Below are 14,953 nucleotides of genomic sequence, written 5' to 3' on the forward strand. Positions count from 1 at the left end.
TTCTCCGCTCCCTTCGTTGCCCCGCTCGTCGTGTCTTGCCCTCTCCTCCCCCCCCCCCCCCCCCCCTTGCTCCCCCCCCCCCCCCCCCCCCCCCCCCCTCCCCCCCCCCCCCCCCCCCCCCCCCCCCCCCAACCCCCCCCCCCCCCCCCCCCCCCCCCCCCCCCCCCCCCCCCCCTCGGCCGTTCTACGTACCACTGCCGTCCCGAGGGCCTGTGCGGCCCTCGGCACAAGGGCGGTACTACTTGCCCTTGGCGGCTTCCTTGAGCTTGGAGCCCGCGGAGACCTTCACGCTGTAGCCGGCCGGGATCTGGATGGGGTCGCCGGTCTGCGGGTTGCGCGCGGTGCGAGCGGCACGGTGGGTGCGCTCGAAGGTCAGGAAGCCGGGGATGGTGACCTTCTCGTCGCCCTTGGCGACGATCTCGCCGACGGTCTCGGCGAGCGCGGCCAGAACGGCGTCGGCGTCCTTGCGGGTCACCTCGGCGCGCTCGGACAGAGCGGCCACCAGCTCACTGCGGTTCATGTTGTACTCCCGTGTTCAACTTGCCTTAGAGGCGTGAGATCGAAGCCGATGCTGCCAGGGCCCTAGGACAGTCCCCGGACCCGGGTCTGAACGTCAGACCCTCTCGCCCGGATACGCATCCTGCCCCCACCAGCGGCGGGAAAGCCAATCCGGCACCCGCCAGGGTCACACGAAAAGCGCCACAGTCACGCCGCGGTGACGCTCCGTCCGCACCAGGGGCTCCGGTGGATGCGGACCGCGGGCCACGCGGGCATCGCCGCAACCCTATGGGCGCCCCGCCGGGCCCGCATCCCGCGACGCGCCGGGATCAGACCGTGGGCCCCGTCACAGCGGGGGCCTGGGCGGCCTGGGCGGCCTTGCGGACGGCGCCCGCGACGGCTCCGGCGACCTTGTCGTTGAAGACCGACGGGATGATGTAGTTCGCGTTCAGCTCGTCCTGGCCGACGACGTCGGCCAGGGCGGCCGCGGCGGCCAGCATCATGTCGGTGTTCACGGTGCGCGACTGGGCGTCGAGCAGACCGCGGAAGACGCCCGGGAAGACCAGCACGTTGTTGATCTGGTTCGGGAAGTCCGAACGGCCGGTGGCCACGACGGCGGCGGTCTGGCGCGCGATGGCCGGGTCCACCTCCGGATCCGGGTTCGCGAGAGCGAACACGATGGCGCCCTCCGCCATGGCGGCGACGTCCTCGCCGGAGAGCACGTTCGGGGCGGAGACGCCGATGAAGACGTCGGCGCCGACCACGGCCTCCTTGAGGGTGCCGGTGTAGCCCTCGGGGTTGGTGTTGTCGGCGATCCAGCGCAGCGGGGAGTCGGCGTCCGCGTCGACGAGGTCGGGGCGGCCGGCGTGCACGACGCCGTGGATGTCGGCGCTGACGGCGTTCTTCACGCCCGCCGCGAGGAGCAGCTTGAGGATGGCCGTACCGGCCGCGCCGGCGCCCGACATGACGACCTTCACATCGCCAACTGCCTTGCCCACCACGCGAAGTGCGTTGGTCAGGGCGGCGAGGACGACGATGGCGGTGCCGTGCTGGTCGTCGTGGAAGACGGGGATGTCGAGGGCCTCGCGCAGGCGGGCCTCGATCTCGAAGCAGCGCGGCGCGGAGATGTCCTCCAGGTTGATGCCGGCGAAGCCCGGGGCCATCGCCTTGACGATGGCGACGATCTCGTCGGCGTCCTGGGTGTCGAGGCAGATCGGCCAGGCGTCGATCCCGGCGAAGCGCTTGAAGAGGGCCGCCTTGCCCTCCATGACGGGCAGCGCGGCCATCGGGCCGATGTTGCCCAGACCCAGGACGGCGGAGCCGTCGGTCACGACTGCGACGGAGTTGCGCTTGATGGTGAGGCGGCGCGCGTCCTCGGGGTTCTCGGCGATGGCCATGCACACGCGGGCCACGCCCGGGGTGTAGATCATCGAGAGGTCGTCACGGTTGCGGATGGGGTGCTTGGACGACATCTCGATCTTGCCGCCGAGGTGCATCAGGAAGGTTCGGTCGGAGACCTTGCCGAGGCTGACGCCCTCGATGCCGCGGAGCTTCTCGACGATCTCGTCGGCGTGCGCGGTGGAGGTGGCGGCGATGGTGACGTCGATACGGAGCTTCTCGTGCCCCGAGGCGGTGACGTCGAGGCCGGTGACCGACCCTCCGGAAGACTCCACGGCGGTGGTGAGCTGGGAGACCGCGGTTCCGCTCGCGGGCACTTCCAGGCGGACCGTCATCGAATACGAGACGCTGGGCGCCGTTGCCATGGCCGTGTTTCCTCTTCTGTCCCTGGTTTCGCTGTACCTACAGGGCCCGCGCGTACCGCCCGGTGAAGGCAGGTGCGGCAGGCCTGTTGTCCGATCGTCCCACCTACCAGCCGGTACAAGGTAACCAGCTACAAATTTCGGAAAGACTCTTCCACCATACGAGAGATCGTGGGCGCCCGGAATGGTGGGTTGGTACAAAACAGGTCCGCGCCCCCCACTGGGTGGAGGGCGCGGACCTGAACCGGACTAAGACACCGACCCGCCATGCTCGCCTCGCGGCAAGTGGTCGCTCTAAGCGACGAAGGTTGGGCCCGGGGGCTTGGATCGAGCCGGTGTCCTCACCAGGCTAACAAAGGATCGCCGGAAGCGGTCCCCCTCCCGCGACTTGGACGCCCCGGATCACGCGCCTGGCCGCGGGCCGTCCGGGGAGGGTCGGGATCCGGTCACGGGGCGGTCAGGAGGCGGCCGGGCACGGACGGGGCACCGCGAGCCCCGTCCGCCCGGCCGTCACGGGCGCAGGAGCTCCGGGACCCCGTCCGCGCCCGGCTTGTCGGCCGCCGCCGAAACCACCGTCAGCTGCTGCGTCGCGCGGGTCAGCGCCACGTACAGCACCCGCAGGCCCGCCGGGGACTCCTCCGCGATCTCCGCCGGGGAGACGACCACGGTGGCGTCGTACTCCAGCCCCTTGGCCTCCAGGCTGCCCAGCGCCACCGCCCGCTCGCCCAGGCCCGCCAGCCAGCCCGCCGCCTCCGCGCGCCGGTCCATGGCCACGACCACACCGACGGTCCCGTCCACCTGCGCCAGCAGCCGGCGGGTCTCCTCCAGCACCGTGGCGCCCAGGTCCTCTCCGGCCGCCGTGAAGCGGGGCTCCAGGCCCGTGGAGCGCACCGCCGTGGGCGGCTCCATGCCCGGCATCGCCCGCTCCAGCACCCGGGCGGCCACCTCGGCGACCTCGGCCGGGTTGCGGTAGTTCACCGTCAGCGTGAACCGCCTGCGCGGCCGGCTCCCCAGGGCCTCGTCGCGGGCGGCGGCCGCCTCCTCGGGGTCAGTCCAGGAGGACTGCGCCGGGTCGCCGACCACCGTCCAGGTGCCCGTACGGCCCCGCCGGCCCACCATCCGCCACTGCATCGGCGTCAGGTCCTGGGCCTCGTCCACGATCACGTGCGCGTACTCGGTCCGCTCGGCCGCGATCCGCTCGGCCCGCTCCCACTGGGTCTCCTCGCGGGTCGGCATCAGCTCCTCCAGCCCGCTGAGCTGGTCCAGCGGGTCCATCTCCCGCTTCCGCTTCGGCCGCGCGGGCGCCCCCAGGAGCTGGTGGAGCTCGTCCAGCAGCGCCACGTCGTGCACCGAGAGGGGGCCGGAGCCGTCCGGGCCGACCCGGCGCAGCGAACGCGCCAGCTGGCGGGTCTCGCGCGGGTTCAGGTCCCGGCGCGACCAGCGGCCCAGCCGCCGCTCGTCCGCCATGGCGGCCAGCACCCGGCGCGGGGTCAGCTCCGGCCACCAGGCGTTCAGGAAGCCCAGGAAGTCGTCCTCGGTGGAGACGTCCTCGTCGAACGCGCCGCGCAGCTCGGCCGCCAGCTCCGGGTCGCTGTGCCGGCCGGACGCGCCCGTCTTCGCGTACAGGGCGTCGAGCAGCAGCTTGCGGGCGCGCGGGCGCAGCAGGTTCACGGGGGCGGTCCCGCCGAGCACGTTCTGCCGGATCCGGTTCAGCTCCGGGGCCTCCAGCTCGACGCGCCGGCCGAAGGCCACCACGCGCAGCCGCTCGGGCGCGTCACCGAGCTCCAGGGCGCCCCGTACGGCCTTCCGGAGCACCTTGAGCATCCGCGAGGAGCCCTTGATCCGGGCCACGGACGGCTCGTCGTACGTGCTCGCCTCGGCCCCGTCGACGAGGGAACCGAGCGCCCGGATCGCGACCTGGCCCTCCTCGCCGAGCGAGGGCAGCACGCCCTCGGTGTAGGCGACGAGGAGGGGCGTCGGGGAGACGATCAGGATGCCGCCGGAGTAGCGGCGCCGGTCGTGGTAGAGGAGGTACGCGGCCCGGTGCAGGGCGACGGCGGTCTTCCCGGTGCCCGGCCCGCCGGCCACCTCGGCGACGGAGGCGGCGGGAGCCCGGATGACCAGGTCCTGCTCGGCCTGGATGGAGGAGACGATGTCCCGCATGGTGTGCGTACGGGCCCGCCCGAGGGCGGCCATCAGCGCGCCGTCGCCGATGGCGGGCAGCTCCCGGCCGTCGAGGGAGGCGGTGACCTCCGGGCGCATGAGGTCGTCCTCGACGCCGAGCACCTTGCGGCCCTTGGAGCGGATCACGCGGCGGCGGATGACGCGGCCGGGGTCCTTGGGCGTGGACCGGTAGAACGGCGCGGCGGCCGGGGCGCGCCAGTCGATCACCAGCGGCGAGTAGTCGGAGTCGAGCACGCCGATGCGCCCGATGTGCAGGGTCTCGGCGATGTCGGCGGTGAGGTCGTCGCGGATCGCGTCGTCGGCGGGCTCGACGGAGGTGTACGCCCCGTCCGGGCCGCGCTCCCCGTCCTTGCCGAGGACGAGGTCGATGCGGCCGAAGAGGAAGTCCTCGAACTCGTTGTTCAGCCGGTTGAGGTGGATCCCGGCGCGGAAGACCTGCGCGTCCCGCTCGGCGAGCGCGCCGGGCGTGCCGACCTGACCGCGCTGGGCGGCGTCGTTCATGAGGAACTCGGCCTCGTGGATCTTCTCCTCAAGGCGTCGGTACACCTGATCGAGATGCGTCTGCTCGACCGCGATCTCCCGATCGCGGACGGAATCCGCCGTGCTGTCGACAGCGGCATTCTGCGCGGCCACCAAGGCCCCCTTCTGACGTGCATGGGCGACCGTCAACCGTACGCGAATCCGCCCCCTCTCCGCACGCCGGTCCCGGGACCCGGGCGGAGCGGGGGCGGAGGGGCCGTGTCCCCCGGCCGGGGCCGGGGAGGGTCCGGGGGTTTCCCGTCAGTCCCATCGTCCTTCCGTGTCGTGCCGGTCCCTCAAGGGCGCTCCTTCGTCGCGTCACTGCGTGATCGCCTTCGGCGACCCTTGACCGACCGTCCCGCCCCGGAAAGACAAGGACTGCCGGGAACCCCCCGAAAGAACGGCACGGTCCAAGGGGAGGGGACGGGTCCCTCAGCGATGAGACGGGCGGCCGGGCGTCGGCCCGCCGGGCATCCGGCCCCCTAAGACCCTCGGCGGTCCACCCCCGCGCATCAGATCGCTACGCGCTCCTCCCGGCATAGCGTCCGACGACCGTCCGTGGCCGATACCCGCACCACATGGTGATCAGGGCGGGGGTCAGAGTCGGCGGGCGAGGACCTGGCCCGGCCAGGTGCCGGACAGGAAGGTGTCGGTGCGGGTGAAACCGTTGCGCTCGTAGAAGGCGACCAGTTCACCCCCGCCGCCCGCCCAGCAGTCGACGCGGAGGAGGTCCAGTCCGGCGCGGCGGGTCTCGTCGGCGGCGTGCGCCAGCAGGACCGCCCCCACGCCCAGACCCGCGTGGCGGCGGTCGGAGACGAGCAGGCGTACGTACCGCTCGGGTTCCCCGGCCGGAGCGATCGGCATCTGGGGGCTGGGGCCGGAGTCCAGGACCATGGCTCCGACGGGGATCCCGTCCAGCTCCGCGACGTACGGGCTGTTTTCGGTCAGGTACCGGTCGACCCGCTCCACCCCGCCGGGCTTCTGCGAGTACGGGACGGTTCCCCACTGCTCGGTGTTGCCCCGGGCGTTCATCCAGGCCACAGCGCCGTCGAGCATGTCGAGGACGGCGGGCGCGTCGGCCGGGCCGCCCGGTCGGATCCGTATGCCATGTGTGGTGTCGTTCACGGCTGAAGCCTAGGGTCTGGCAGCAGCCGGCGAAGCGGCGCGGGAGGAGATGGTCCGGATGCTCGTGATCGCGACGGGGGCGGCGTGGTTCCTCCTGCTGACCGGTGCCGCTCTGCGCCTTCGCCCCGGGCCCGACCGCCTCGGCCGTCCGCTCTCCCCCGCCGAGGCGGCCCTGCTGCGCGGGGGTGGGCGGGCCGCGGCACAGACGGGGATGGTCGAGCTGTATCTGGCCGGTTCGGTCGAGGCCGGGTGGCGGCAGACCGTCCGGCCCGCCAAGGCGCGTCTGCCCCGGCCCTGTTCGGAGGTGGCCCGCGCCCTGCACCACGCGCTGTACGGAGCACGGCACCCGCGCCGCCTGCTGCGCGACAGCGAGCGGGTCCAGGAAGCCGTCCACACCATGTCGGCGGAGCTGGAGCGGGCGCGGCTGATGGTGTCCCGCAGACGGGTGTGGTGCGTACGCGTCCTGCTGCTCCCGGTCTTCGCCGCTCCGCTCGGCTCGCCGGGGTCGCTCGGCCTCCTCGCCGCCCTCGGCGCGGCGGCGTTGTGGATATGGCCCCGGCGCACCCTGCGCGGTTCGGCGCTGCTCGCCAAGATGCGCCTCGACCACGCGGCCGTGCGCGGGGCGACCGAGCACCAGCCGGACCAACTGCTGCTGAGCGTCGCCCTGTTCGGCACGCCGGCACTGCGCGCCCAGCTCCCCAGGTTCGCCGAGGAGAGCGGCCTCCTGACCCGCCCCCCGAGGGAGCCCATGGACCGAGGCGGCGGCGGCTCCGGCGAACCCTTCGCAAGCTGCGGCGGCTGAGCAAAGCAGCCCCCTGGCCGCAACTCGCCCACCCCCGATCCCGTCGGGGACCAGCCCCAGACGGCGGCCGGACGCCGAGACCGGAGAAGCGCGTGGCGATCTGACGCGCCAACCCGCTTCCCTCGCTGCTCTCATCACCATGTGGTGCGGGTATCAGCCCCGGACGGTCGCCGGACGCCAAGCCATGAGGAGCGCGTAGCGATCTGATGCGCAGGGGTGGACCGCCGAGGGTCTTAGGGGGCCGGATGCCCGGCGGGCCGACGCCCGGCCGCCCGTCTCATCGCTGAGGAACCCGTCCCCTCCCCTTGGAGTGCCGTTCTTTCGGGGGGTTCCCGGCAGTCCTTGTCTTTCCGGGGCGGGACGGTCGGTCAAGGGTCGCCGAAGGCGATCACGCAGTGACGCGACGAAGGAGCGCCCTTGAGGGACCGGCACGACACGGAAGGACGATGGGACTGACGGGAAACCCCCGAACCAGCCCTGAGACGGCCCCGCAGCACCCCGCCCCCAGCACCCCGCCCCCTACGCCTCCACCGCCACCACCTCCCCCTCCCCCACCCGCACCCGGCGCCGGTGGCGGGCCACCCGCTCCCGGTTGCCGCACAGTTCGCTCGAGCACCACCGCCGGCGGTGGCCTCGGGAGGTGTCCAGGTAGAGGCGGGCGCAGCCGTCGCCCTCGCAGGTGCGCAGGAGGGCCAGGTCGCCGGGGTCGGTGAGGAGTTCCACCGCGTCCCGGGCCACCGTGGCCAGCATCCCCGCGCACTCCACCCCGCCGCACAGTTCCCGGACGAGGTGGCCCTCCTGGTCCCGTACCGCGCACACGCCCGGCGGCGGTCCGGCGGCGGCGGCGTTCACCCGGGCCAGGGCGTCCTCGTCCGGGCCGGTGCCGGACAGTTCGGCCCGTACGAGGGTGGCCACGTCGTGGCGCAGGGCGCGGAAGGCCTCCACCCAGTCGGGCCCGAGCCGGCCGAGCGGGGTCCGGTCGGGGACCAGCCCGGCGCCGACCAGCCACAGGCGCAGCTCGTCGCCGTCGCGGATGCCCTCCCGGCATCCGGAACCGGCCGTCTGGGACGCATGGGTGGCCAGCAGGTCGAGACAGACCCGCCCGGAGTCGAACCACATGCCCGTCACCGCCTCGTCGCCGTGGGACTGGGTCGCCTCCCCAGAGTGCCGTCGGCGGCCGCGAAGCGGAAGCCCCCGCGCGGGGCCTGGGCCTTCCCCCTACGCCTCCCCTCCCCCTCACACCCTCCCCGGTGCCTCGTCGTGCAGCACCCGCTGGAAGAGGCGGTGGTCGCGCCAGGCTCCGTTGATGTGGAGGTAGCGGGGCGCGAGGCCGATCTCGGTGAACCCGGCCTTGGCCAGGACCCGCATGGAGGCGTGGTTGTCGACCAGTGTCTGGGCCTCGATGCGGTGCAGCCCGAGCTCGTCGCGGGCGGTGCGGCAGAGCTCCTCCAGCGCGGCGGTGGCCAGCCCCCTGCCGTGCCGGCGCGGGTCGACCCAGTAGCCGACGCCGCCGCTGCACAGCGGCCCCCGGGCGATGCCGCCCAGGTTCATCGCGCCGACGACCGCGCCCCCCGCCACCTCGACGAGCACGTACGGCACGAGCCGTCCCCCGTCGCGCTCCTCGAGCATGCCCTCGATGCGGGCCCGCTGCCCCGCCTCGGTGTAGTACTCCTCGGGCCGCGAGGGCTCGTACGGCACCATGTGGGCGCGGCTGCGCAGCAGTGCGTCGGCCAGCCCGGCGGCGTCCTCGGCCGCGAGCCCCCTCATCTCCACCCCGTCAATGATCATCCGGGCACGCTAACGGACGCCCGCCCCCGGGTTCCAGCCCTCGCCCTCCCCCGCGTCGAGGGAGAGCCGGTACCCCCGCTTGACCACCGTCTGGATCAGCCGCGGCATCCCCAGGGCCGCCCGCAGCCGGGCCATCGCGGTCTCCACGGCGTGCTCGTCGGTGCCGGCTCCCGGCAGCGCCCGCAGCAGCTCGGCCCGGGACACCACCCAGCCGGGCCGCCGGGCGAGCGCCTCCAGCAGGGCCATCCCGGCGGGCGGGACCGGGCGCAGCCCGTCGTCGACGAGGACGGCGTGCCCCCGGATCTCCAGCCGGTGTCCGGCGACGGGCAGCACCCGCGCCCGGCCGGGGAGTTCCTTGCACAGCACCTGCACCAGAGGCCCGAGCCGGAACCGCTCCGGCTGTACGGTCTCCACCCCCTCGGCCTGGAGCGGCAGCGCCGTGACGGGCCCCACGCACGCCGCGAGGACCGGCCCGCGCAGCGCCTCCAGTACGGCTTCGCGCAGGCCCCGTTCCGCCGCCCGGGACAGCAGGGAGGCCGCGGCCGGCGCCGAGGTGAAGCTGACGGCGTCCACCGCCCCGACGGCCACCGCGTCCAGCAGCCGGTCCAGGGGGGCGGGGTCCTCGGGCGGCATCCACCGGTACACCGGTACCGGCACCACCTCGGCCCCGCCGTCGCGCAGCGCCTCCACGAACCCGGGCAGCGGTTCCCCGTGCAGCTGGAGCGCGATCCGCCGCCCGGCGACGCCGCCGGACAGCAGCCGGTCCAGTACTTCGGCGAGGGATTCGGACTGCGGGGACCAGGTCTCCACCAGGCCGGCGGCCCGTACGGCGCCCTTGACCTTGGGGCCGCGCGCCAGCAGTTCGGTGGCGCGCAGCCGCTCCAGCAGTTCCTCGCCGACGCCCCAGCCGTCGGCGGCCTCGATCCAGCCGCGGAAGCCGATGGCGGTGGTGGCGACGACGGCGTCCGGCGGGTTGTCGACGAGTTCCTTGGTGGCGGCCATCAGTTCCGTGTCGTCGGCGAGCGGCACGATCCGCAGGGCCGGGGCGTGGATGACGGCGGCTCCGCGCCGGCGCAGCAGGGCGATCAGTTCGTCCGCGCGCCGGGCGGCGGTGACTCCGACGGTGAATCCGGCGAGGGGACCGTGCGTAGCGTCGTCCATCGTGGTGACCTGCCTTGCCCTGGGGGGTTCGTGCGTCGGGGATGTTCCGAGCCTGCCAAGGCGTCGTGTCAGGCTCGGTTCCACCGTATTTCAAGCCAGTTAACCGGCCTGACCGCCGCCTCACACCGAGGTGAGCTGTGCCTTCTCCTCGTCCCCGGCGACGGCGGGGGACGGTGCCGTCGCGGGGCGGCGAAGGTATACCGCCCAGGTGACCGCGCAGCACACCGCGTAGAAGCCGAGGAAGGTGGTGAAGGCGGCGGTGCCGGAGCCGGAGCTGGTGAAGGCTGCGCGGAAGACCAGGTTGATGGCGAGGCCGCCGAGTGCGCCGACGGCTCCGATCAGACCCATGGAGGCCCCCGACAGGCGCCGTCCGTGTGCGTCGGCCTCATCGCCGTCCAGGCCCCGGGCGCGGGCCTTGGCCTGGAAGATGCCGGGGATCATCTTGTAGGTGGAGCCGTTGCCGAGCCCGCTGAGCGCGAACAGGGCGACGAATCCGACGAGGAAGACCGGCAGGGACTCCTGTACGGAGGCCAGCAGGACCACTCCGGTCGCGGCGGCCATCGCCACGAAGGCGGCCAGGGTGATCCGGGCGCCGCCGAAGCGGTCGGCGAGCGCGCCGCCGACGGGCCGGACGAGGGATCCGAGGAGGGGGCCGATGAAGGTGAGGGAGGCGGCCTGGAGCGGGGTCCGGCCGAACTGGGTCTGGAGGACGAGCCCGAAGGCGAAGCTGTAGCCGATGAAGGAGCCGAAGGTGCCGACGTAGAGGAAGGCCATGATCCAGGTGTGGGCGTCCCGGGCGGCTTCGAGGACGGCGCCGCCGTCGTTGCGTACGGGCGCCAGGTTGTCCATGCGTACGAGGGCCAGTGCGGCGGCCGCCACGATCAGCGGGAGGTAGATCGCGAGCAGCAGCCGGGGGTGTCCGGCTCCGGCGGTGCCGATGACCAGCAGGGCGACGAGCTGGACCACGGGGACGCCGATGTTCCCGCCGCCCGCGTTGAGGCCGAGCGCCCAGCCCTTCTTGCGCAGCGGGAAGAAGGCGTTGATGTTCGTCATCGAGGAGGCGAAGTTGCCGCCGCCGACGCCGGTGAGCGCGGCCACGGCCAGGAAGGTGCCGTACGAGGTACCGGGCTCCATGACGATCAGCGCGGCGACGGTCGGCGCGAGGAGCAGCAGGGCGCTGACGACGGTCCAGTTGCGGCCCCCGAAGCGGGCGACGGCGAAGGTGTAGGGGATGCGTACGAGGGCCCCGACGAAGGTGGCGGTGCCGATGAGGAAGAACTTGCCGGCCGGGTCGATGCCGTACTGGGGTCCCATGAAGAGCACCATCACGGACCACAGCGACCAGATGGAGAAGCCGATGTGCTCGGAGAGCACGGAGTAGAGGAGGTTGCGGCGGGCGATCCGCTCCCCGGTCTCCCTCCAGAACGTCTCGTCCTCGGGCTCCCACCGCTCGATCCAGCGGCCCCCCTTGCGCGGTGCGGTCGTACCGGTCATCACACGCCTCCACAAGCTGTCGCGTCCGTGGTGACGAGGCTAGGAACGGCGCGTTTCGGCCTCGGTCCCCGCCGGATGACCGGCGGGAAACCTTGCACTCACCCGCCGTCCGGGCCGGGTGTGAGCGCTGCCGGGAGCCAGCTGTCCGGGGGGACTTCCAGCCAGCCGCCGGCGGTCTGGAGTTCGGTGGCCGCGCGGTCGAGGGCGTCGAGGCCGGGGTGGCGCAGGCCCTTGCGCCACACCATCGACAGCGGGGACAGCGGTACGGGGTCCACGAGCGGCCGTTTCACGCAGCCGGGCATGTCGAGGAAGCCGACGGTCGCCAGGACGGGGTTGCGGGTCTTGGCCATGACCCGGCGGAACTCCTCCTTGCCCATGGCGACGGGGGCGGGCGGGGCGAGGGCGATGCCGCGCCCGGCGAACAGTTCGCGGGCCAGCCCGGTCCACTCCAGGGTCCGCGGGTTCCCCGCCCCGGCGTACACGGTCTCCCCGGCGAGCGCGGCCAGCGGTACGGCGTCCGACGCGGCCAGCGGGTGGTCATCGGGCAGCACCACGGCGAGGGGTTCGTAGCGGACGGGGCGGTGGGCGAGCCGGGCGCGCAGCGCGGGTTCGAGCCCGGCGGCGTACCCGAAGGAGACGTCGAGCCGCCCGGCGGCGATCTCGGTGGCGGCGTGGGTGAGGCCGCTCTCGAAGCGGGCCATCAGCTCGCAGCCGGGGGCGAGTTCGCGGGCCCGCTCCAGGACCCGCCGGCCGGTGCTGGGGCCGTCGGTGTTCGTGTCGACGAGCAGGGCGCGGGGCGGTCCGGCGAAGGCGGCGGAGAGTTCCTCGTGGGCGCGCAGCACGTCGCGGGCGTGGGGCAGCAGCCGCTCCCCGTCGGCGGTGAGCTCCACGGCGCGGGTGGTGCGCAGGAACAGCGGTGCTCCCAGGGCCTGTTCGAGTCGGCGGACGTCGCGGCTGAGGGCCTGCTGGGCGATGTAGAGGCGGGCTGCGGCGCGGGAGAAGTGCAGCTCCTCGGCGACCGCGAGGAAGCCGCGCAGCAGCCGGGGGTCGACGTCACGGGCGGTCATCCCCGGAGATTAACAACAGGAGGGCGTGAATGGCCCCGGAAGAGGTGTTGGACCGCCGCCGGGGACGGGCCGCAGGCTCGTGACATGCCGTACGAATCCCCGCTCATGGCCGTGACGGGCAGCACCCTGGTCCTGGCCGCCCCCACCCCCGGGCCCACGCCGGCCCGCGCCCGCACCGATGTCCCGCCCCCGGCCGACGCCCCGGAGGGCGCCCCCGCCCGCGCGGCCGGCGCCCGCACCCGCGGCCCGTACGCCCGCCTGTTCACCCGCCCCGGTACGCGCGGGTTCACCGCCGGGAACCTCCTGGCCCGGCTGCCCATGGGCATGTTCGGGGTCAGCGCCGTGATGATGATCGCCGGGCAGCGCGGCTCGTACGCCCTCGCCGGCGCGGTCACCGCCACCGGCCTGGCCGCCACCGCCCTGGTCGCGCCCTGGACGGCCCGGCTGATCGACCGGTACGGGCAGGCCCGGATCGCCGTACCGGCCACGGTGATCGCCGTCCTCGGCTCGCTCTCCCTGATCGTGTGCGTGCGTACGCAGGCCCCCGCCTGGACCCTCTTCGCCTCGTACGCGGCCACCGCGACGACCCCCAACATCGGCGGCATGTCCCGGGCCCGCTGGACCCACCTGCTGCCCCCGGCCGAGCACCACACCGCGATGTCCCTCGAACAGGCCGCCGACGAGCTGTGCTTCATGCTCGGGCCGGTCCTCGCGGCCTTCCTGTGCACCGCCGCCTTCCCCGAGGCGGGCACCCTGACCGGGGCGGCCCTGCTGCTCACCGGGATGCTGGTGTTCACCGCGCACCGGGCCACCGAACCCCCCGCCACCGGAAGACCGGCCGCCGCGCACGGCCCGTCCCCGCTGCGCGCCCTGCTCCCGCTGCTCGGCCTGCTCCTCGCCACGGGGGCGGTGTTCGGCTCGATGGAGGTCGCCTCCATCGCCCACCTCGCCGTCCTGGGCCTCGGCGGCACCTCCGGCGCGGTACTGGCCCTCCAGGCGGCAGGCTCCTGCGCCGCCGGCCTGCTGTACGGCACCCGGCGCCCGCGGAGCCTGCGCGCCTGCCTGCTCGCGCTGGCCGCGGCGATGACCCTGCCCTGGGCGGCGGCCGCCACCGGGTCCCTGCCGCTGCTGGCCCTGGCGCTGCTGCTGGCCGGCATGGCCACGGCGCCGGTGATGGTGAACGCCATGGCACTGGTGCAGCGGGCCACTCCGCCCGGCCGCCTCAACGAGGGCATGAGCCTCGCCGTCACCGCGATCATGGCCGGGATCGCCGTCGGCTCCGCCGGCGCCGGGCAGGCCGTCGACCGCCTGGGCTCCACGGCGGCCTACGTCCTCCCGGCAGCCGCCGCCCTGCTCGCACTGTCCGTATCAGCCGCAACCTCCAGATTTACCCGTATTGTTCCGGCGGGCGGGTGACACGCCCGCGTGGTAACGCACCGCACCTCCGCGTGATCCCCCATAACTGGGGGTGCTTTCCCCAGCGCCCTTCCTTTCGCGGAGGAACTCCCCTTGCCTGCTTCACGTTCCGTCTCCTCGGCCCTCGTCGTCGCGGCCGTCACCGCGTCCTGCCTGGTGCCGGCCGTACCGGCCCTGGCCGACGCGGCCCCCCTGCGGTTCTCCCAGCCGTACCTCCCCTCCATCGCGCCCGGCAAGACGGGCCGCGTCGTCATCGCGGCCCTGAACGGCCAGGCCCCGGCCCGCAGCAGCACCTTCCGGATCACCGCCCCCGAGCGGACCACCTTCCCCGAGGCCCGCTTCTACTGGAACGGCCAGCGGGCGGGAGGCTCGTGCACCCGTTCCACGGACGCGCGCCTGCTGACCTGCAACGCCGGAACCCGCGCCGGTTTCGCCTTCCCGGCGAACACCCAGACGCGGCTGGCGGTGACCGTGCGGGTCGACCCGCACGCCCCCGAGGGCACCACGCTCGACGGCGGCGAGTGGGCCAACGGCAAGGACGCCCCGGCCCTGTTCGCCGTGGCGACGCCGGTCAGGGGCCCGAAGGGCGACGACGGGCGACCGGGCCACGACGGGCGCCCGGGCCACGACGGCCACGACGGCAGGCCCGGCCACCACGGCAAGCCGGGCCGCCCGGGCCCGAAGGGCGAGAAGGGCGAGAAGGGCGACAGGGGCGAACGCGGCGAGACCGGCGAACGCGGCCCGAAGGGCGACCGCGGGGACGCCGGCCCCCAGGGCGTCCAGGGCCCGAGGGGCGACACCGGCGCCCGGGGTCCGGAGGGCCCGCGCGGCCCCCAGGGCATCCAGGGCCCCAGGGGCGACACCGGCCCGGCGGGCGGCCCGCAGGGCCCGCAGGGCCCCAAGGGCGACCGGGGCGACCGCGGCCCGAAGGGCGAGCGCGGGGACACCGGTGAGCGCGGCCCGAAGGGCAACACCGGCGACACCGGCGCCCCCGGCCGCCAGGGCCCGAAGGGCGACACGGGTCCGGCCGGCGCCCGGGGCCCGGAGGGCCCGCGCGGCCCCCAGGGCATCCAGGGCCCCAGGGGCGACACCGGCCCGGCGGGCGGCCCGCAGGGCCCGCAGGGCCCCAAGGGCGAACG

12 protein-coding genes are annotated in these 14,953 nt (G+C 74.2%); 3 read left to right on the top strand and 9 right to left on the bottom strand.

Translation table 11 applies throughout. The features are described 5' to 3' along the window. Positions 1-238 precede the first annotated feature (238 nt). The 4 genes from ACZ4WZ_RS28005 to ACZ4WZ_RS28020 all read right to left on the bottom strand — a co-directional run bounded on the left by ACZ4WZ_RS28005 (position 239) and on the right by ACZ4WZ_RS28020 (position 6,086). On the bottom strand, positions 239-520 hold the full coding sequence (locus tag ACZ4WZ_RS28005; protein ID WP_007264399.1) for an HU family DNA-binding protein: 282 nt from the start codon (positions 518-520) through the stop codon (positions 239-241). 307 nt (positions 521-827) lie between these two features. After that, on the bottom strand, positions 828-2,261 hold the full coding sequence (locus tag ACZ4WZ_RS28010; RefSeq protein ID WP_467894520.1) for an NAD-dependent malic enzyme: 1,434 nt from the start codon (positions 2,259-2,261) through the stop codon (positions 828-830). 507 nt (positions 2,262-2,768) lie between these two features. Then, entirely contained in the window at positions 2,769-5,075 is a 2,307-nt protein-coding gene (locus ACZ4WZ_RS28015; RefSeq protein ID WP_467894521.1) for a HelD family protein, read from the bottom strand. A 483-nt stretch (positions 5,076-5,558) separates the two neighbouring features. After that, positions 5,559-6,086, bottom strand: a complete 528-nt coding sequence (locus tag ACZ4WZ_RS28020; RefSeq protein WP_467894523.1) for a GNAT family N-acetyltransferase — start codon at positions 6,084-6,086, stop codon at positions 5,559-5,561. A gap of 58 nt (positions 6,087-6,144) precedes the next feature. Here ACZ4WZ_RS28020 and ACZ4WZ_RS28025 point away from each other — a divergent pair, with 58 nt between their 5' ends. After that, on the top strand, positions 6,145-6,888 hold the full coding sequence (locus tag ACZ4WZ_RS28025; protein WP_467894525.1) for a TIGR04222 domain-containing membrane protein: 744 nt from the start codon (positions 6,145-6,147) through the stop codon (positions 6,886-6,888). A 519-nt stretch (positions 6,889-7,407) separates the two neighbouring features. Here ACZ4WZ_RS28025 and ACZ4WZ_RS28030 read toward each other — a convergent pair. From ACZ4WZ_RS28030 to ACZ4WZ_RS28050, 5 genes are all read right to left on the bottom strand, one after another. After that, complete coding sequence (locus ACZ4WZ_RS28030) at positions 7,408-8,007, bottom strand: CGNR zinc finger domain-containing protein (RefSeq protein ID WP_467894527.1); 600 nt, start codon at positions 8,005-8,007, stop codon at positions 7,408-7,410. 117 nt (positions 8,008-8,124) lie between these two features. After that, complete coding sequence (locus ACZ4WZ_RS28035) at positions 8,125-8,676, bottom strand: GNAT family N-acetyltransferase (RefSeq protein ID WP_467894528.1); 552 nt, start codon at positions 8,674-8,676, stop codon at positions 8,125-8,127. A gap of 9 nt (positions 8,677-8,685) precedes the next feature. Beyond that, positions 8,686-9,837, bottom strand: a complete 1,152-nt coding sequence (locus ACZ4WZ_RS28040) for a uroporphyrinogen-III synthase (protein ID WP_467894530.1) — start codon at positions 9,835-9,837, stop codon at positions 8,686-8,688. Positions 9,838-9,957: 120 nt separating this feature from the next. After that, the gene (locus ACZ4WZ_RS28045) at positions 9,958-11,331 is read right to left on the bottom strand and encodes a nitrate/nitrite transporter (RefSeq protein ID WP_467894532.1); all 1,374 of its coding nucleotides are present in this window, start codon (positions 11,329-11,331) and stop codon (positions 9,958-9,960) included. Between the two features lie 98 nt (positions 11,332-11,429). Next, positions 11,430-12,398 carry a LysR family transcriptional regulator gene (locus ACZ4WZ_RS28050; protein WP_467894534.1) on the bottom strand — a complete coding sequence of 323 codons (969 nt, stop codon included), beginning with the start codon at positions 12,396-12,398 and terminating at the stop codon, positions 11,430-11,432. 84 nt (positions 12,399-12,482) lie between these two features. Here ACZ4WZ_RS28050 and ACZ4WZ_RS28055 point away from each other — a divergent pair, with 84 nt between their 5' ends. Then, a complete protein-coding gene (locus tag ACZ4WZ_RS28055) occupies positions 12,483-13,814 on the top strand; it encodes an MFS transporter (protein ID WP_467894536.1) in 1,332 nt (443 codons plus the stop codon). Positions 13,815-13,907: 93 nt separating this feature from the next. Then, positions 13,908-14,953: collagen-like domain-containing protein (locus tag ACZ4WZ_RS28060; protein WP_467894538.1), on the top strand; the 1,046-nt coding region annotated here is incomplete at its 3' end.

This window comes from Streptomyces sp. NPDC029122, assembly GCF_055569445.1.